The following is a 17,581-nucleotide window of genomic DNA, read 5'->3' as shown; positions in this document are numbered from 1 at the left end:
ATCCAGCCCGAGTTCCCCATGGATTACGCGACGCTCGAGCGCAAAGCGACCGCCGCGCTGCCCGATTCCCTGCTGAACTACATCGCCGGTGGCGCGGGTGACGAGCTCACCCAGCGCCGCAATGCCGAGGCGTTCGCCGACTGGGGTCTGGTGCCGCGGATGCTGGTCGGCGCGACCGAGCGCGACCTTACCGTCACCGCCTTCGGGCAGACCTTCGCCAGCCCGCTGTTCCTCGCGCCGGTCGGGGTCATCGGCCTGGTCGGCGAGAACGGCCACGGTGACATCGCGGTCGCGCAGGCGTCGGCGAAAACCGGTGTGCCCGCGATGTACTCGACGCTGATGGAGGACCCGCTCGAGGACGTGCGCCCGCACGCCGGCGACACGCCGTCGTTCTTCCAGCTGTACACGCCGAAGAACCGGGAGCTGGCCGAGAGCCTGGTCCATCGGGCCGAGGCCGCGGGATACGCGGGCATCACCGTCACCCTCGACACCTGGGTGCCCGGCTGGCGGCCCCGCGACCTGGCGTCCGGTAACTTCCCGCAGCTGCGCGGTCACGTGCTGAAGAACTACACCAGCGACCCGGTGTTCCAGGCGATGGTCGGTTCCGACGACCCGAAGATGATTGTCCTGCACTGGATCTCCACCTTCGGTAACTCGCTGACCTGGGACGACCTGACCTGGCTGCGCTCGATCACCGATCTGCCGCTGATCCTCAAGGGCATCTCGCACCCCGAGGACGCGCGCAAGGCGATCGACTTCGGCGCCGACGGCATCTACTGCTCCAATCACGGTGGCCGCCAGGCCAACGGCGGCCTCAGCGCGCTGGAGACACTGCCCGCCGTCGCCGCCGCCTGTGACGACCGGGTGCCGGTGCTGTTCGACTCCGGTGTCCGTTCCGGCGCCGACGTGGTGAAGGCGCTGGGGCTGGGCGCGACCATGGTCGGCCTCGGCAGGCCGTACGTGTACGGCCTGGCGCTGGGCGGGGTGCGCGGACTGGTGCACCTGCTGCGCAGCTACGCCGCCGAGGCCGATCTGCTGATGGCGGTCAACGGCTATCCCGATGTCGCCGCGGTGCGGGCGAACATCCGGCCGACCACCCGCGGAAACGCGACCAGAGGCTGATCGCCGGACGGCCCGGATACCCGCCACCGGACGGGTTTTCGGGCCGTGACGGTGGGCTCGACCGGAACGTGTCGGTGGCGTGCGGCATCATCTCCAGCACACCACGCTGTAGAACGCACCAACCTTCCGGAGTCCACGATGTCCTCGCCGAGCACCAAGTCCGCATCCCGACGATCAGCCAAGCAGGTACTGTCCGAGGCCGAGCTCGCGCGCATCGCCGGCGAGCTGGCCGAAGGCAAACCGCCGATGGTGTGGTTCACCGCCGCCGCCGTCGGTGTCGCCGAGGGCAAGTCGGGCAAGGTCGTCGCACTCGGCGATCCGTCCGACGGCGACTTCCTGCAGGTAAAGCCCACCGGTTCCAAAGATGTGCTGTCGTTCGGGCCGAGCGAGGTGACGCTGACCAAGCCGGCCCGCGCGACTACCGTAGCGCCGGGCGGATCCCCGCGGACCCGTCCGGAGAGCGTGCCCGAGCCGAGCAACCGAAAGGACACCACTGTGACCCAGCCGTCGACCCTGCCGAGCACGGCCCCGACGCCCCCCGCGCCGCGGCCGCTCGCGCCAGTGCCCGACGCGGCCGCCGCCGCGCCCAAGCCGGCGACGCCGCGCCCGGCGAAGGCCCCCGCGGCGCGTAAGCCCAAGGCGCCGGAGGTAACCGTCACGCTGACCGGCTCCGCCGACGGTGAATGGACCGTCGATGTGGTCAACGGCAAGAAGCGCAGTGTGAAGGGGCTGGCCGTGAGCAGCGGCGCTGTCGCCCAGGCCGCCAAGATCCTGCACCCCGAGGTCGAGGAAGTCGTGGCCGGGATCCTGGAAGCGGCGCGCGGCGCGCAGCAGGCCAAGGTCGCCCAGCTGCAGGCCGAACTGGAGGCGGCCACAAGGCTCCTCGAGGAACTAGGAGATTGAGTTAGGCGCCTAAACGGCTGTGCTGCTTCGGTTTCCCGCGTGGCGTATCGGGCGGTGCGCGGTAGCCTTCCGGAGTCCGTCGTGGAAGGCGAGTCCTAGCCGGTATTCCTTGGCGTGGTACATCGCGGCATCGGCTTCGCGGATCAGGTCGTAGACCGTGGAATCGGTCGGGCGGGTGGTCAGGCAGGCGACGCCGATGCTGGCGGTGATGGGGATCTCGCCGCAGCTCAGGTCGAAGGGGCGGATGAACGCGCCGAGCAGCTGCTGGGCGAGGACGGCGGCTTCGGCGCGGGATCGGGCGGCGAGGACGACGAACTCGTCGCCGCCGTAGCGCGCGGTGACATCGGTGCGCCGGGTGGTGCGGCGGATGCGGGCGGCGGCCTCGGCGATCAGTTCGTCGCCGACGGCGTGCCCGTAGCTGTCGTTGACCATCTTGAAACCGTCGAGGTCGATGAACAACAGGCACAACGGTTTTCCGGCCCACTCGCGGCGGTGCCGGTGCGGTGCGCGCAGCAGCGCGGCCCGGTTGAACAGGCCGGTGAGCAGATCGTGGTCGGCCTGATACTGCGCGCGACGTTCGCTGCGCAGGCTGCGGGCGATGGCGCGTTCGCTGCGCACCAGCACCCCGACCAGCAGCAGGGTGAGCAGCAGGCAGATCACCACGCGGTCGCCGGGGCCGAGGTCGGCGCCGACGACGCTGACCAGCGAGGCGGCGACCAGGGCCACCGCGATCACCCCGGCGCGCCTGCGGGAACGGTGCGGGTGCACGTCGTCGGCCGCGTGCGTCGCGCCCATGGTCGGATGCAGCGCGGCCAGCCCGGCCAGCAGGTATGCCCACTGCTGCGGCACCAGCGCGAATTCGCTGCCGACGATGACGGTGCCCGCCGCCGTGAGACTTTCGATCAGACCACCGACGAGCACCGCGATCAGCGCCGCCTGCAGCAGCCGCAGCGAGGTCTCGGTGCGGACCACGGTGGCCAGTGAATGCGCGAGCACGGTCAGCAGCAGCGCATCGATCACCGGATAGCTCGCGGCCAGCACGGTGTCGAAACCGGTGGGGTTGCGCAGGATCGGCGAGATCAGGAACGTCCACGACGCGAGCAGGGCGCTGAGCCCGATCAGGGTCGAGTCGAGCCACAGATCGCGGGTGCCGACCAGCCGTCGCGGTTGCAGCCAGCCCACCGCGGCCAGCCCGAGGCACAGGTAGGCGGCGACGGTGCACAGATCGTCGACGGGGTGCCAGGACGAATGCACGCCTAGTTCCCCTACCGCGGTGCCCGCGGCGAACAGCGGAACCGACGCGGCCAGCAGATACCAGGGCAGCCGATGGGCGGGCCGGTGGCTGTACAGGCCGATACCGATCATCGCCAGACTGCCCGCGACAATGACGGCGAGCAGCAGAAACGACAGCGACCGCGCCCCGAACAGCGGCGCGATCAGCACGGCCCCCGCCGCGCCGAGTAGGACCGCGCACCAGCGCAGGCTCCCATCGAATGTCTCGCTGATGGTCATCGACACCCCCTCGATCTTGCTGCGCACGCGACGAGCGCCGATCGAACGGGAGGCCGGTGAATTCTCGCGCGGGGCGTCGGCCGAGGAGTACCGAGTGTTGTCGTCCGAGCAGAATTCCCAGCCGGCGGGCGCCGGCGCTCAAAACCTTTACAACTCAGTCGATCATGACACGTTCCGTGGTCGCCTGTCGCGCCCTTGACGGCATTGCCGGATATCGATTCGGCACCCGATGTTTCGCACCGGCGAGGGGGGAGTGTGTGCTGGGATCGCGCAGCGGGCGAGCAGCGAAAGGAATTCGAATGGACAGGTGGATCGCACCGGGCCGGGTCAATATCATCGGCGAGCACACCGACTACAACGACGGGTACGTGCTGCCCATAGCCTTGTCGCTCGGTGTCGTCTGCGCGGCCGAGCGCACCGACGACGGACAGGTGCGGCTCACCTCGGCCCAGCGCCCCGGCGAGGTTGTCGTGGTCGCCGTCGATGATCTTGTGGCGCAGCGTGATCGGGTCCCGGGGTGGGCGCGCTACCCGCTGGGTGTCGTGCACGAGTTCGTGCGCGGCGGGCATCCGATCGCGGGGGTGCGCCTCGAGGTCGACGGCGCGGTGCCGATCGGTGCGGGGCTGTCGTCCTCGGCGGCGCTGTGCTGCGCGGTGACGGTGGCGCTGCGCGATCTGTTCGCCCCCCGCCTCACCGATCGCGCGCTCGTCGAGATCGCCCACGCCGCGGAGAACGGATTCGCCGGCGTCCCGACCGGTGTCCTCGACCAGTCGGCCGCGATCCTGTGCACCGCGGGCCACGCCCTGTTCCTCGACGTGCGCGCGTTCACCGCACCCGACGGCCCCGAACCCGGTGCCGCGGAGCAGATTCCGTTCGACCTGGCAGCGGCGGACCTCGCGCTGGTCGTCGCCGACACCGGCCATCCGCACGACCTGGCCGACGGTGGATACGCCGAGCGCAGGGCACAGTGCGAGGCGGCCGCCGCCGCGCTGGGAGTGCGCGCCCTGCGCGACGCCACCGAGGCCGATCTGGCCCGACTCAGAGACCCGCTGCTGCGACGACGGGCAACCCACGTGGTCACCGAGAACGCGCGGGTACTCGCGGTCGTCGACCAGTTGCGGTCAGGTGCTGACCCGCGTGCCGTCGGAGCGCTGCTCACCGCCTCGCACCGCTCGCTGAGGGCCGATTTTGAAGTGTCGGCACCCGCCCTCGACCTCGCGGTCGACGCGGCCTTGGACGCGGGTGCCCACGGCGCACGGATGGTCGGCGGCGGTTTCGGCGGCAGCGTACTGGCCCTGGCCGACCGCGCAGACACCGACCGTGTCGCCACGCGGATCGAGCAACGCTTCGCGGCAACAGGTTTCGCGGCACCTCGGATCTTCACCGTCGAACCGGCAGCCGGGGCTCGCAGACTGTGCGGGTCTCCGCGACGCCGGAGCTGACCCTGGAGAATTCACCCCCGATCAGTGAATCACCGTGCGTGGACCGGCAGCCGGTCGAGGAAAGCGGCGATCAGCGGGGCGATCTCGCCCAGGTGGGTTTCCAGCGCGAAATGTCCGGTGTCGAACAGATGCAGTTCGGCGCCGGGCAGGTCGGCCAGGTAGGCCTCGGCTCCCGGCGCGGGGAAGAACGGGTCGTTCGCGCCCCAGGTGATCAAGGTCGGGGGCGCGAATTCGCGCAGCCAGGACTGCCATTCGGGGTAGCGGGCCACGTTCGAGTGGTAGTCGAACGCGAGGGCGAGCTGGGCTTGCTTGCGGCCGGGCAGCTCGAGGTAGTGCTGGTCGAGGGTCCAGGAGTCGGGTGCGAGGAGGCCGGGATCGGCGACACCGGTTTCGTACTGGCCGCGGGTGCCCTCCAGGGTGAGTAGTTGCCGGATGGCCTGCTCGGCGCCGTCCTGGTCCGGTCGCAGGGCGATGAACTCGCGGGCGCCGTCGGACAGGCCTGCCTCGTAGGCGTTGCCGTTCTGGACGACGAGTCCGGTGATCCGTTCCGGATGCCGGACTGCCATCCGGAAACCGATCGGCGCGCCGAAATCGAAGACATAGAGGGCGAACTCGGTCAGCCCCAACCGGTCGGCGAACCCTTCGGTGATCTCGGCCAGCCGGTCGAAGGTGTACTCGAAATCGGCAGGGGCGAAGGTACTTCCGAAGCCGGGGTAGTCGGGCGCGATAAGCCGGAATCGATCACCGAGGGTGTCCATGAGGCGACGGAATTGGTGCGAGCTGGACGGGAAGCCGTGCAGCAGCAGCAGAGTCGGTGCGCCGGCCCGGGACGGCACCGATTCCCGGTAGAAGACGTCGACGCCGTCGACCTCGATGCGCCGGTGCTGGATGGTGGGAAGCCGCGTCATCAGTTCACATGCCTTCTGTTGGAGATGATGCATTAGTTCTACCGCAATCTAACGCTTCACACCAGTGAGTTACCATTAGTTTGTGAGTGTGCCCGAACCGCTGGTCGGTGAACAGCTGGCCATCGACCTCGTCAACACCCGCCCGGCCGACGCCGACCTGCTGCAGACTCCGGAACAGCTGGCGCGATGGTTGCGGCTGCAGGCGCACCGGCTGCCCGAGGACTTCCCCGAACCCACCTCGGCCGATCTGCGCGCGGTGCGCGAGGTTCGCGACCACATCGCCGCGGCGCTGACCGCGCTGTCGCACAACCGGCGCCCACCGGCCGCCGCCCTGCGTCAGCTCAATGCGGCACAGTCCGCCGCACCCGCCATCCGGCACCTCGGCTGGGACGGCGCCCGCTGCGTGGTGACGCCGCGGCGCACCGGAACCGCTGGCGCACGCCTGGCAGCCCTGCTCGCCGAGGCGGCGGTGGAGTTGCTCACCGATCCTGCGGTCGCCGGGCTGCGGCAATGCGCGGCCGAGGACTGCGTCCTGCTGTTCGTCCCCGCGCATCCGCGCAGGCGGTGGTGCTCGCCCGAGCGTTGCGGCAATCGCGCGCGCGTCGCACGCTACTACCAGCGGCACAAGCCGGTCGGTTAGCTCGGGGCTTGATCAATCCTGGAAAGCGCCCGGAACACCGTCCTGCACGACGAAACTCGCTCGGGTGGTGACCGGCGCGCCGGGGCGGGTGACAAACGGGACGACCCGGAAATCGTTGCGCCACAGCTGATGATCCAGCTCGACTCGCACATAGCCGCGCTGGCGGTTGTAGAACTTCATGTCCGGGTTGGCCGCGAGTAGTGCCCGGCCCGCGTCGCTGATGTCGGCGCCGTCGCCGCCGGTGGTGATCGACGTGCCGGTGAATTCGGTGGCGACGACCGGTGATTCGGGGACGGTGTAGTCGCGGCGCAGGTCGGCGACGTAGTTCTCGTGCCGGTCGCCGGTGATCACGACCAGGTTGCCCGCCGCGCGGTCGGCGGCGGTACCGAGCACCGTGTTGCGGTCGGCGATGTAGCCGTCCCAGGCGTCGGTACCGAGCAGCAGCTCCGGTCCCGGGTCGTAGTCGGACTGCGCCATCGCGACCTGGTTGCCAAGCACCTGCCAGCGAGCGGGTGAGGTGGCCAGTCCGTCGACGAGCCAGTCACGTTGCGCCGCACCGAGGATCGTGCGATCGGTGGCGTAGCGCTCGGCGCAGCCGGTGACCGCTTTGCCGTCACCACAGGCCTGCGCGGAGCGGTACTGCCTGGTATCGATCATGGTGAACTCGGCCAGATCGCCGAAGCGGTAGCGGCGGTGCAGACGCATGCTCGGCCCTGCGGGCAACTGGGCCAGGCGCATCGGCTGGTGCTCGTACATCGCCTGGAAGGCGGCAGCTTTGCGGCGCCGGTACAGGGGCGGCAGCCGGTACACGTCGAGGCCGAGGCCGGGATGCGCTCCCGCCCAGTTGTTGTCGAGTTCGTGGTCGTCGAGGGTGACCAGCCACGGGAAGGCCGCGTGGGCCGCCCGCAGCGGTGCCTCGGCCTTGGCCTGGGCGTAGCGCAGCCGATAGCCGGCCAGGTTCACCGCCTCGCCCTCGAGCTCCGGTGGCATGGCCGCGCCGCGCCGCGCGACCAGCCAGGAGGTCTCGTAGATGTAGTCGCCCAGATGCACGACCAGGTCGAGGTCTTCGGCACCCAGGTGCTCGTAGGCGGTGTAGTACCCCTGACTCCACGATTGGCAGGACGCGAACGCGAACCGCATCCGGCTGGTCGGGCTGCCCGGCGCGGGCGCGGTGCGGGTGCGTCCGGTGGGGGAGATCTCCGAGCCGGCCCGGAACCGGTAGTAGTACCACCGGTCCGGTGCCAGCCCGGAGACCTCGGGGTGCACGCTGTGCCCGAGCGCGCGGGTCGCCACCGCCGAGCCCGCGGCCACGACCTTGGTGAATCGTTCGTCCTCGGCGACCTCGTAGTCGACGGTCACCGCGGCGAACGGCATCCCGCCGTAACCGTCCGGGGCGAGCGGATCGGGCGCGAGGCGCGTCCACAGCACCACGCCGTCCGGCGTCGGTTCCCCGGAGGCGACCCCGAGGGAGAACAGCTCGCCGAGCCGCCGTGGTGCCGGGAACCTGGCGCTGCTCACCGCCGACACCCCCACCAGGGCCGCGACCGAACCGGTCACGCCGTAGCGCAGGAGTTGCCGACGGGAGACCACCATGTGCCGAACATCCTCTCGCCACCCATCGAATACGGGTTCACCTCCGATTCTGTCCGGTTCCGCACCCGGTTCGCGAGGAATGCCGCCGATCGGCTACTTGGCGGGCGGCGTGAACGGCGCGTTGATCGTGGTGAAGTACTGGATCGCCGCACCCATCGCGACCGGCGCGGTGATGAAGATCTGCCCGGCCAGCGCACCGACCGGACCCGCGACCAGCGCGCCCGCGATGCACCCGACCGCCGCCGCGGGCAGGAGCGGACCGAACAGCCCGACGATCGTCGCCATGATGACGGTGGCAGACAAGACGCCGCCGAGGACGCAGCCGACGGCCGCACCGCCGAGGCCGCCGACCAGCGCGCCGACGGAGGCGCCGAGGCTGATCGTTCCGGTCATCCGGCTCCAGGCGTCCTTCTCGCGGTCGTACTCCGACTTCCACGGCGCGGAGTTCTCGAACGGCAGCGCCACCGGCTTGTACACGGCCTTCGCCGGGTCGAGCTGCGGGGTGAGAGTGGCGGTGCGGCCGGTGATCTCGGCGGCGATCGGGAACTCGAAGTCGTCGAGCCGGAAGTGCAGCGGGGTCGCGGCGACGGTGGTGCCGTCGGCGGCCTTGACCTTGAACGCACCGTCCTCGGCGACCAGCGAACCCGCGTCGGTGCTTATGAGCGAGGCGCCGTCGACCGCCTCGGCGGTGAAGTTGATCGGCGCCTGGTCGGTACCCGGCGCCGCGTGCACGGTGGTGGCGGCGACGGTGCCCGCGGTCAGCAGGGCGGCGGTGGCGAGGGCGATCTTGGTGGTCTTCATGGGGGATTCCTTCATCGAATGCCAGCGGCTGCGGGCGCGCGTCATCGCGACGGCTCCCGGCAGCGGGAAAGTGGTTGTCGGCGAAGCGCTTTCGCTGCGCCGTGTGGGGGAGTGGGTCAGGCCGGCGGCTGGGCGCGCGCGGCGAGGCCGAGCGCGACGTCGACGATCAGGAAGCCGAGCAGACTCAGCCCGACCAGCGGGACGAACCAGCCGACCACGACGGCCACCGCGAGCAGCGGCACCGTGATCCACAGGGAGGTCTTGCGCAGCACGCCACGACGCGGCGCGGCGCCGACCGCGAAACGGCTCGACTTACGGGTCGGCCGCCGCTGCCACCACATCAGGTAGCCGAGCACGATCATGGCGGCGAGGCCGAGCATCATCGCGAGCAGCAGCAACTGGTTCGGCAGACCGAACAGCAGACCCATGTGGAAGCCGATGCCCCAGTTGGTCAGCTTGGCCATCAGCGGCCAGTCGGCCCAGGCGAGCTGGTCGGTGACCGAGCCGGTGGCGCCGTCGATCGCGACCGCGTCGATGGTGTAGGTACCGGGCTTGCGCAGTTCCTTGACGCTGAACGCACTCTCCGGCTTCGCGGGGATCGCGATCTCGGCGGCCTGGGTGATGCCGTTCGCGCGGGCGATATCCCAGACGGAATCGAGCTGGGCGATCCGGGCGCCGGCGTCGACCGGCGCTGGCGCGGTGTGACCCGCGCTGTGGTGGTCGCCGCCCGCGGACTGCGCGGGACCGGCCGAGCCGGGCAGCTTCACGTCGACCTTGGGGGTCGTCCAGCTCATTTCTTCGCGCAGCTTGGTGACGTTCTCACCGGCGTAGGTCGACCAGGTGATGCCGGTCGCCGACAGCAACAGCACCGCGGGCAGGATCCAGAAGCCGATGGCACCGTGCCAGTTCAGCTTGCGCCGCTTGGGCTCGGACAGATCCGGCGCGAGCAGCCACCGCGCCGACCGCTTCGCCCGGCGCTTGCGCACCCGGTGCACCCACAGCACGAGGCCGAACAGGGCGATCACCCACAACCAGGACGCGGCCAGCTCGCTGTAGAGCCTGCCGGTCTCGCCCAGATGCAGGCTGCGATGGAACTCGCTGATCCAGGTCCGCAGCGGCAGCGCGCCACCGCTGCCGTAGACGACGGCCTCGCCGACCGGCTGTGCGGAGTGCGGGTCGACGAACACCGAGAGCCGCTCGGAATCACCGAGGGTGGGGTCGTTGAACAGGACGCGAGTGGTCTCGCCGTCGTTCGGGGCTGGGGCCACGGCGACGAGTGTCAGGTCGGGTTTGGCGGCGACCGCCGCGCCGACCTGCGCCGACAGTGCCTGATCAGGGCCCGTCGTGTCGACCTGCAGCAGGTCGCGGGAGACGAAGCCCTCGATCGTCGGCGCGATCGCGTACAGCGCGCCGGTGAGCGTGGCGATCAGGATGAAGGGGGCGACGAAGATCCCCGCGTAGAAGTGCAGGCGCATGGCCAGCGGGTAGAGGCGAAGGCCCCGGCGGGCGCCGGAGCGTGACCGTCCACCGGATTGCGGTGGCGCCGAGGCGGGTTCCTCGGCAGGACGGGTGTCCGTGATGCTCATGATGATTCGTTTCTGGAGTACTGGAAACCCGGTGCGCGCAGACGGCGCCGACCGTGCCTCCTCGGCCGGGCGCGGTGACTGCGTCCGGGGAGTGCACAGGTGAGCCGACGTCGGAACTCGGAGTGCGCCGTGGATCGGCGGCGCGACCCGATCACGATGCGCGGGTGCGGACCGTGACGGCCGGTCGAGCCGATCACGATGCGCGGTGCGGACCATGATGGCCGGTCGAGCCGATCACGATGCGTGCACCGTGACGGCCGGTCAGCCGACGACGAGGTCGCGTGCTTCGACGTGCGAACAGCGCACGGCGAAGGACCGTGCACCGGGTGAGGGAAAGGTTCAGAAAGGAATCGCGAGCGGCGGACCGCGGGTGCGCAGCGACTGCGCGGCGAAGATCCGCAGGATGACACGGTCGCGGTGGACCAGGCGCAGTGGCGCCGGGTCGAGAATACGGGGGGAGCGGTAGCGCAGGGGCAGGATCCGCGCCAGCACCGCGCCGCCGATCCGATAGGCGGCCTCGGCACCGATGATGACGACAGCGGCCAGAATCGCCGCGACGAGGTGGGCGGTGAGCATTCCGAGCCCGAGCGAATCGTCACCGTGGTGCGCGTGCCCGGACCAGCTCATCGTCGTATGGCCGAGCAGCTGACCACCCAGCAGCACGGCGGCCAGCCCGCTCGCGCCGCGGCGCAACGGGCCGATGCCGGCAACCACCGCGCCGACCACGGCCGACACCGCGGCCAGCAGCACGACGGTGGTGCTACCGGGCAGCGCGCCACCGGAGGCCAGCCCGTGAGCGGCCAGCGAGAGCGCCCCCGACATCGAGCCCGCGCAGGCACCGCGCAGCCGCGCGCCGACGGCACGCGACGGCGCGGGCGCCTGCTCGAACTCGATGATCACCGGCTGATTTTAGACGACCGGTATCGGCCGCTCGGCCGGACCGGGACAGGCAGGCTCACGCCTCGTCGAAATCCATCTCGATCAGCGGCTTACGCAGCAACTTGCCGGTGGCGTTGCGGGGCAGTTCGTCGACGAAGATCACCTCGCGCGGCACCTTGTAGCGGGCCAGGTTCTCCCGGACATACTCCTTGATCTCCTTGGCATCGCGCGCCGACTCCGGGCCGGGGACGACGATCGCCCGCAGCCGCTTGCCGTAGTCGCGGTCGTCGACACCGACCACCGCGGCCTCGAACACGTCCGGCCTGCCCGCGATGAGGTTCTCCACCTCGAGCGGGAAGACGTTCTCGCCGCCGGAGACGATCATGTCGTCGTCGCGGCCGTCGATGTAGAGCAGCCCGTCGGCGTCGAAATGGCCGACGTCACCGCTGGACATCATGCCGTCGACCATCTCCTTGGTCCGGCCGTCGGTGTAGCCGCTGAACGCGAAACCGTTGTCCACGAAGATGGTTCCGGTGACATTCGGCGCGGTGATCGGCTTGCGGTTCTCGTCGAGCAGCACGATCCGGATGCCGACCGGCGCCTTGCCCGCGGTGGTCGGCGCCTTGCGCAGGTCCGCCGGGGTCGCCACCGTCATCACGGCGCACTCGGTGGAGCCGTAGAGGTTGTAGAGGCTGTCACCGAAGTAGTCCAGGGTGCGGGTCACCACGTCGGGCGCGATGGCCGAACCGGCCGCGAAGATAACCTTGATGGTCTTCGGGTCGTACTTCGCCAGGATCTGCTCGTCCAGATCGAGGATGCGCTGCAGCATCGTCGGGACGACGACCAGCGAATCCGCCCGGTACTGCGCGATATTGGCGAGCGTGCGCTCCGGATCGAACCGGCGCTGCTGGAAGATCACCCGGTTGCCCAGCGCCAGACCCAGCGTGAACTGCGACAGACCGGTGCCGTGGAAGATCGGCGCGGCCATGATCATGGTGCCGTTGTTGGGCAGCGGCACCCGGTCGACGAACTGCGCGGAGGCGAACGGGCTCACCTTGTCGCGCGGGGCGCCCTTGGGCGTACCGGTGGTGCCGCTGGTCAGGATCACCATGCCGCCCGGCTTGCTCGGCGGGGTCAGCGGCGTGACCGAACGACCGGCTGAGAGCGACTCGACGGTCGGGATCGACGCGTCCACGCCGTCGGCTTCGTCGACCCAGGTGAGGATGCGCGGGATGTCGGCGGGAATGGCGCTCATCAGGTCGACGAACTCGCTGTGGTGCAGCACCGCCTTGACCTTCTCGCGCGCGGCCACGTCGGCGAACTGCGGTTTGGCGAAACCGGTGTTCATCAGCACCGCGCGCACGCCGAGCTTGCCCGCGGCGAGCAGGCTCAGCACCATGCCGCGGTGGTCGCGGGCCAGCACCGCGACCACATCGCCCTCGTTGATCCCGCTCGCCCGCAGCCCACGGGCCAGGGCGTTGGACTGCTCGTCGAGCTTGCCGAAGGTGAGCTCACCGCGCTCGTCGACGATGGCGCCCGCGTCCGGCCGGGTCTGCGCGGCGTGCATGACCACGCCGGCGAACGGGCCGAACTTGGAGACATTGCGGAACGAGCGTGCGGCGTGATCGAGGCGCAGCGGATTGAACAGCTTGCGATCCATCATCACTTTGACGCCGAGCGCGAAATCACCGGCGCGCCGGGCGGTTCCACCGAGCGCGGGCAGAGACAGAGACATCGAACAGCCTTCCGGCAGACCGATCCCACGACGAACACCCGTGGGGCCGGACCGCGTCATCGAGATCCAGTGCTGGTGCTAACAATAGCAAGCATCCCGAGCTGGTAGTGCTCTGTCTCTCAGGCCAACGACCTCACTGTGACACCTCATAATCGATGAGGACTCGCCGCAAGATCTTGCCGGTCGCGTTGCGGGGGAGTTCGTCGACGAAGACCACCTCGCGCGGCACCTTGTAGCGGGCCAGATTCTCCTTGACGTGCGCCTGGATCGCGGCGGCGTCGGTGCTGTGTCCCGCTTCGAGGACGACGAAGGCGCGCAGCCGCTTCCCGAACTCGACGTCGTCGACGCCGACCACCGCGACGTCGAACACGTCCGGCCGTTCCACCAGCAGGTTCTCCACCTCCTGCGGGAAGACGTTCTCGCCGCCGGAGATGATCATGTCGTCGTCGCGGCCGTCGACCATGAGCAGCCCGCTCGCGGTGAAGTGCCCGAGGTCGCCGCTGGACATGAAACCGTCGATGATCTGCTTGTTCCGGCCGTCGGTGTAGCCCTCGAAGGGCGCGCCGCTGCGCACGAAGATCCGGCCGGCGGTCTCCGGTGTCGTGACCCGCTGGTCGTTCTCGTCGTAGAGCCGGACCTCGCAGGTGATCGGCGAGCGCCCGCAGGTGCCCGGCGCCTCGGCGAGCTCGGCCGGGTTCGCGATGGTCGCGATGGCCACCTCGGTCGACCCGTAGAGGTTGTAGAGGACCGGCCCGAACACCTCGGTCGCGCGGATGCACAGCTCCGGCGACAGCGCCGATCCGGCGAACAGGATCACCTTCAGCGAGGAGGTGTCGTACTTGGCGCGGACCTCGGGGGGCAGTTCGGTCAGCCGGTGCAGCATCGTCGGCACGCACACGAGCATCTCGACCTTGTGCTCGGCGATCGCGGCGAGGGTGGCCTCGGCGTCGAAGCGGCGGCGCATGACGATCTTGTTCGACAGGATGGTGCCGACCAGCCAGGTGCCAAGACCCGTGCTGTGGAAGATCGGCGAGACGATCATCATGACGCCGTGCTTGGGGAAGGGCACCCGGTCGACGAACTGCGCGGTCGCCATCGGCGTCACCTTGGTGCGCGGGGCGCCCTTGGGCAGGCCGGTCGTGCCGCTGGTGAGGATGATGAAACCGCCCGGCTTGCTGGGCGCGGGCAGCGGTTCGGTGGAGTTGCCCGCGATGAGGTCGTCGAAGGTGGCGGCGCCCTCGGGCAGCTGGGCGCCCTCGTCGACCCAGGTCAGGAAGCGCGGCAGGTCGGCGGGCAGCGCGTCGAGCAGGCCGATGAACTCGCTGTCGTGCAGGACGGCACGGACCTGCTCGCGCTCGCACACCTCGGCGAACTGCGGTTTGGCGAAGCCGGTGTTCATCAGCGCGATCCGCGCGCCCAGCTTGCCCGCGGCGATCATCGACATGATGAGTCCGCGGTGGTCGCGCGCCAGCACCGCGATCACCATGCCCTCGCCGATGCCCGCGTCGTGCAGGCCGCGCGCGATCGCGGTCGACTGCTCGTCGAGTTCCCGGTAGGTCAGCTCGCCGCGCTCGTCGGCCAGCGCGACCTGATCGGGCGCGACCCGGGCGGAGTGGCGGACGAGGGTGGCCTGCGGGCCGTAGATCTTGGATTCCTTCATCGTCCGCAGGGTCTCGACCGGCTTCGTCGGATCGGTGACGCCGCGTGACCGCAGCACTCCGAGCGCCTTCACAGTTTCGAGCAGATGGCTCACGTTCACTCGGCTACCTCCACAGCATCGGTCCTGGGTGCTCACGGTAGCAGTCGATGTGCCCTGCATCACAGCATTCTAAACGGGCAATTGGGACATTTTCCCGATCAGCGCTGGGCGCTCGCCAACGCCGCGAGCAAGGGGACGAGCCTGCCCTCGGGCACCTCGAAACGGCCGAGTCCCGCGGTCTGCAACCAGCCGACCGCGGCCAGCTGCCGCAGATGCTGGTAGATCTCGGCCGAGGTGCCCAGTTCCTCGATGGCGGCGAGATCGGCGGCGGTGCGGCGGCCGTAGACGATCTCGCGCAGCAACCGTAGCCGCACCGGATTCGCCAGGACGGCAAGGCAGTTGGCGGCCTCGATGGTCCAGACGTCGCCGACGATGGCGTCGGTGGCGAATTGCGCCTGCCAGTCGAGTCGTTCGCCGGTCGGCAGTTGCAGCGCCCCGGCCAGTAGCACGCCGCCGTTGCGCACCCCGGCGTCATCGAATTCTTTGCGCAGCCGCGCGACGGCCCACGGCAGCTGTGCGTCGCCACCTCCTGGCTGCTCCAGGGCGGCAACCCGCCGTTCCAGTTCTTCGAGTCGGTCGACCAGATCCACGCGGCAAACCTACGCCACACCGAAGCTGTTGCGCTGCAAGCTCGCAGGCCGAAAACGCCGACGCACCCCGGAACCGTGATTCCGGGGTGCGTGCGCGAGCAGGAGCTATCGGGTGACAGCGCCGAACGACGGCTGCTGGATGGTGCCGAGCTTGTAGGCGTACCCGTCCGGGTGCGCCTCGTCGACCGGCACGGACCAGCGGTGCCACAGGTTGCCGTACACCGCCGCGACGACCAGGCCGCCACCGGTGTTCAGCGAGGCGGTGCGGATCGTGGTGTCGACCGGCACGTCCTGGTGCTCGGCCAGGATCGAGGTGCCGCTCTGCCCGGTGGACAGGTTCAGCCAGATGACTTCGAGCTTGGCGCCGGTCTGGTTGGGCGAGATGGTGCCAGGTCCGCCGAATAAGCCGAGCCGGAAACCGTTGATGTCCAGCGCGATGCCCGAACCGTAAACGCCCGCGCCGCCGCCGTTCTGGCCGATGTCGGAGGTCGCGGGGATCTGGAACGGCTGCGCGGGCAACGCCACGTCGATCGTGCCCTTGTCGACGAGCTTGTCGAGGGCGGCGAGCGCGGCCGGGTTGTCGGCCACGGTGGTGCGCAGCTGCGCGACGGCCGCGGCCACGTCGACCGTGGTCTGGGGCGCCGGTTCCGCGCCGGCGGGGGCGGCGAAGACCACGGCGACGGCGGCCGACGTGGCGGCCACCGCGGTGGTGAAGCGACGCATGAAACTCAGATGATGCATAACCAGCTCTCCTCGAGTGTTCCTGGTACTGCTTTCCCTGGGTGAATCGTTCGCTCTGCGGCCATCGGCCGCCCGTGCACGGTAACCGAATCCGCGGGTGCGCTCGAGCACTGCCCTGGCCTTACGGCATCGGGGCGATCTGCACCTTGTAGCCGCGGTACAGCTCCGGCTTGGCGGTGAGCACCGGCATGTCGAGGTGCTGGGCGGTGAACACGACGGGCGCGACGAGCGGCCATTCGGTGTGGTCGTCGGCCATCGGCACGGTGGTGCCGGTGCGGATCGCGGGCGCGGCGGCGAGTTCGGCCCCCCGCACGGCGACGCGATTGTCGAGCAGGCGCCCGAGCTCGTCGATGTTGTCGACGGCGCGCATCGCCGCCATCAAGCTCACCGTCGGCACCACCATGATCCGGCGCTGCTGGGTGAACTGCCGCATGATCACCTGCCCGAACAGGGGAGAGAGGGCGAGTGAGGTCAGTGCGGTGTGGTCGGCGACGCTCACCGGGTGGCGCCTGTGCCGTCCAGCGCGCTCATCAGTTTGTCCAGTTTGGCCTCCGCGTCGGCGATCTCGTCCGCGGAATGCCGCTTGATCCGGTCGTCGAGGCCGCCCAGGATCTGCTCGCGCAGATCGTCGTTGAAGTACGCGGGGGGTAATGCCCCGTGGCGCAACACCTCAGCAGGTACCACCGCGACCAATTCCTTCCCCTCCCGCGTCACGATCACCGGCCGTCCGCTGGCGGACACCCCGTCGAAGACATTGCCGAGCTGGCCCCGCAACTCGGTCAACGGCACAGTTTCATAATCGGCCATATCTCACTGTACATCGCTGTGTACAGTCCGGCTTCCGGTCAGGCGGCCTTGCGGGCGGGCTCGCTGCGGTACCGGGTGACCGGGCCGTCGATCCCGAGCAGGCGCCAGGTGAGCTTCGAGACCGGGTTCATCAGACCGCTGTTGGTGGCCAGGGCGCGCACGTCGCCGAAGATATTGCGCATCGTGGTCTGCGATTCCGCGCCGCTCCAGTAGGCCTCGCGCATGACCTCGGCGGGGATGCCGAACTTCTCGACGAACTCCTTGGGCGGGGTCATGATCATGTCGAGCATCACCCGCATGGCGATCGGGAAGGCAACGGACAGCACCGATTTCGTGATCGGGTTCATGCCGGGCACATTGCGCCGCAGGTATTCGTGGGCGAAGGAGATGTGGCGGGCTTCCTCGGCCACGTGAATCTGCATCACGCGCTGCACCATCGGATGCAGGTCGACACCGGCGCGCAGCAGCGACTTCTGCAGGTGGTCGATCGGCTCCTCGCCACCGAGGATCATGGTGAAGAACAACTCGGGGAAGTACTTCACCGCGGGCCAGATGGCCATCGT

18 protein-coding genes are annotated in these 17,581 nt (G+C 69.5%); 5 read left to right on the top strand and 13 right to left on the bottom strand.

Going from position 1 to position 17,581, the window contains the following annotated elements:
• Positions 1-1,122 (top strand): alpha-hydroxy-acid oxidizing protein, encoded by a 1,122-nt coding sequence (locus ACFWPJ_RS03595; protein ID WP_378846644.1) that lies wholly within the window; start codon positions 1-3, stop codon positions 1,120-1,122.
• Positions 1,123-1,260: 138 nt separating this feature from the next.
• Positions 1,261-2,025, top strand: a complete 765-nt coding sequence (locus ACFWPJ_RS03590) for a DUF6319 family protein (RefSeq protein WP_378846642.1) — start codon at positions 1,261-1,263, stop codon at positions 2,023-2,025.
• Between the two features lie 9 nt (positions 2,026-2,034).
• Here the strand turns inward: ACFWPJ_RS03590 and ACFWPJ_RS03585 are convergent, their stop codons facing one another.
• Positions 2,035-3,537 carry a diguanylate cyclase gene (locus ACFWPJ_RS03585; protein WP_378846639.1) on the bottom strand — a complete coding sequence of 501 codons (1,503 nt, stop codon included), beginning with the start codon at positions 3,535-3,537 and terminating at the stop codon, positions 2,035-2,037.
• On the opposite strand from ACFWPJ_RS03585, the gene ACFWPJ_RS03580 reads away from it, so the two are divergent.
• Together ACFWPJ_RS03580 and galK are read left to right on the top strand one after the other, a co-directional pair.
• Complete coding sequence (locus ACFWPJ_RS03580; protein WP_378846636.1) at positions 3,530-3,736, top strand: hypothetical protein; 207 nt, start codon at positions 3,530-3,532, stop codon at positions 3,734-3,736. The genes ACFWPJ_RS03585 and ACFWPJ_RS03580 overlap by 8 nt on opposite strands.
• 100 nt (positions 3,737-3,836) lie before the next feature.
• A complete protein-coding gene (galK, locus tag ACFWPJ_RS03575; protein ID WP_378846634.1) occupies positions 3,837-4,979 on the top strand; it encodes a galactokinase in 1,143 nt (380 codons plus the stop codon).
• Positions 4,980-5,008: 29 nt separating this feature from the next.
• Here the strand turns inward: galK and ACFWPJ_RS03570 are convergent, their stop codons facing one another.
• Positions 5,009-5,887 (bottom strand): alpha/beta fold hydrolase, encoded by an 879-nt coding sequence (locus tag ACFWPJ_RS03570; protein ID WP_378846631.1) that lies wholly within the window; start codon positions 5,885-5,887, stop codon positions 5,009-5,011.
• A gap of 82 nt (positions 5,888-5,969) precedes the next feature.
• Between ACFWPJ_RS03570 and ACFWPJ_RS03565 the strand changes: the two genes are divergently transcribed.
• Positions 5,970-6,527, top strand: coding sequence for a CGNR zinc finger domain-containing protein (locus tag ACFWPJ_RS03565; RefSeq protein WP_378846628.1), 558 nt, complete (start codon positions 5,970-5,972; stop codon positions 6,525-6,527).
• A gap of 12 nt (positions 6,528-6,539) precedes the next feature.
• Here ACFWPJ_RS03565 and ACFWPJ_RS03560 read toward each other — a convergent pair whose 3' ends face one another.
• The 11 genes from ACFWPJ_RS03560 to ACFWPJ_RS03510 form a co-directional block, all read right to left on the bottom strand.
• Positions 6,540-8,120 carry an alkaline phosphatase D family protein gene (locus ACFWPJ_RS03560; protein WP_378846626.1) on the bottom strand — a complete coding sequence of 527 codons (1,581 nt, stop codon included), beginning with the start codon at positions 8,118-8,120 and terminating at the stop codon, positions 6,540-6,542.
• A 93-nt stretch (positions 8,121-8,213) separates the two neighbouring features.
• Positions 8,214-8,921, bottom strand: coding sequence for a hypothetical protein (locus ACFWPJ_RS03555; RefSeq protein WP_378846624.1), 708 nt, complete (start codon positions 8,919-8,921; stop codon positions 8,214-8,216).
• Positions 8,922-9,037: 116 nt separating this feature from the next.
• The gene (locus tag ACFWPJ_RS03550) at positions 9,038-10,507 is read right to left on the bottom strand and encodes a PepSY-associated TM helix domain-containing protein (RefSeq protein ID WP_378846622.1); all 1,470 of its coding nucleotides are present in this window, start codon (positions 10,505-10,507) and stop codon (positions 9,038-9,040) included.
• 339 nt (positions 10,508-10,846) lie between these two features.
• Positions 10,847-11,407, bottom strand: coding sequence for a hypothetical protein (locus ACFWPJ_RS03545; protein WP_378846620.1), 561 nt, complete (start codon positions 11,405-11,407; stop codon positions 10,847-10,849).
• A 55-nt stretch (positions 11,408-11,462) separates the two neighbouring features.
• Positions 11,463-13,121, bottom strand: a complete 1,659-nt coding sequence (locus ACFWPJ_RS03540; RefSeq protein WP_378846617.1) for an acyl-CoA synthetase — start codon at positions 13,119-13,121, stop codon at positions 11,463-11,465.
• Between the two features lie 133 nt (positions 13,122-13,254).
• A complete protein-coding gene (locus ACFWPJ_RS03535) occupies positions 13,255-14,940 on the bottom strand; it encodes an acyl-CoA synthetase (RefSeq protein ID WP_378846614.1) in 1,686 nt (561 codons plus the stop codon).
• A gap of 38 nt (positions 14,941-14,978) precedes the next feature.
• Complete coding sequence (locus ACFWPJ_RS03530; RefSeq protein ID WP_378846611.1) at positions 14,979-15,470, bottom strand: ArsR/SmtB family transcription factor; 492 nt, start codon at positions 15,468-15,470, stop codon at positions 14,979-14,981.
• A gap of 105 nt (positions 15,471-15,575) precedes the next feature.
• Positions 15,576-16,211: a hypothetical protein gene (locus ACFWPJ_RS03525; protein ID WP_378846608.1), complete on the bottom strand. Its 636-nt coding sequence runs from the start codon at positions 16,209-16,211 to the stop codon at positions 15,576-15,578.
• 121 nt (positions 16,212-16,332) lie between these two features.
• Positions 16,333-16,710 carry a hypothetical protein gene (locus tag ACFWPJ_RS03520; RefSeq protein ID WP_378846605.1) on the bottom strand — a complete coding sequence of 126 codons (378 nt, stop codon included), beginning with the start codon at positions 16,708-16,710 and terminating at the stop codon, positions 16,333-16,335.
• Entirely contained in the window at positions 16,707-17,018 is a 312-nt protein-coding gene (locus tag ACFWPJ_RS03515; RefSeq protein WP_378846602.1) for a type II toxin-antitoxin system Phd/YefM family antitoxin, read from the bottom strand. Before ACFWPJ_RS03515 ends, ACFWPJ_RS03520 begins: the two co-directional genes overlap by 4 nt.
• Positions 17,019-17,056: 38 nt before the next feature.
• Positions 17,057-17,581: diiron oxygenase (locus ACFWPJ_RS03510; protein ID WP_378846599.1), on the bottom strand; the 525-nt coding region annotated here is incomplete at its 5' end.

Origin of the sequence: Nocardia sp. NPDC058497, assembly GCF_042720195.1 — a bacterium.
GTDB lineage: Bacteria > Actinomycetota > Actinomycetes > Mycobacteriales > Mycobacteriaceae > Nocardia.
The sequence above is the reverse complement of the archived record's forward strand: the minus strand, read 5'-3'. Positions and strand labels throughout refer to the sequence as shown.

Excerpts from the sequence above, each read along its gene's own strand:
- ACFWPJ_RS03590 (WP_378846642.1), top strand. The coding sequence starts at position 1,261 with ATGTCCTCGCCGAGCACCAAGTCCGCATCCCGACGATCAGCCAAGCAG.
- ACFWPJ_RS03580 (WP_378846636.1), top strand. The coding sequence starts at position 3,530 with ATGGTCATCGACACCCCCTCGATCTTGCTGCGCACGCGACGAGCGCCG.
- ACFWPJ_RS03585 (WP_378846639.1), bottom strand. The coding sequence starts at position 3,537 with ATGACCATCAGCGAGACATTCGATGGGAGCCTGCGCTGGTGCGCGGTC.
- galK (WP_378846634.1), top strand. The coding sequence starts at position 3,837 with ATGGACAGGTGGATCGCACCGGGCCGGGTCAATATCATCGGCGAGCAC.
- ACFWPJ_RS03570 (WP_378846631.1), bottom strand. The coding sequence starts at position 5,887 with ATGACGCGGCTTCCCACCATCCAGCACCGGCGCATCGAGGTCGACGGC.
- ACFWPJ_RS03560 (WP_378846626.1), bottom strand. The coding sequence starts at position 8,120 with ATGGTGGTCTCCCGTCGGCAACTCCTGCGCTACGGCGTGACCGGTTCG.
- ACFWPJ_RS03555 (WP_378846624.1), bottom strand. The coding sequence starts at position 8,921 with ATGAAGACCACCAAGATCGCCCTCGCCACCGCCGCCCTGCTGACCGCG.
- ACFWPJ_RS03550 (WP_378846622.1), bottom strand. The coding sequence starts at position 10,507 with ATGAGCATCACGGACACCCGTCCTGCCGAGGAACCCGCCTCGGCGCCA.
- ACFWPJ_RS03540 (WP_378846617.1), bottom strand. The coding sequence starts at position 13,121 with ATGTCTCTGTCTCTGCCCGCGCTCGGTGGAACCGCCCGGCGCGCCGGT.
- ACFWPJ_RS03535 (WP_378846614.1), bottom strand. The coding sequence starts at position 14,940 with ATGCAGGGCACATCGACTGCTACCGTGAGCACCCAGGACCGATGCTGT.
- ACFWPJ_RS03525 (WP_378846608.1), bottom strand. The coding sequence starts at position 16,211 with ATGCATCATCTGAGTTTCATGCGTCGCTTCACCACCGCGGTGGCCGCC.
- ACFWPJ_RS03515 (WP_378846602.1), bottom strand. The coding sequence starts at position 17,018 with ATGGCCGATTATGAAACTGTGCCGTTGACCGAGTTGCGGGGCCAGCTC.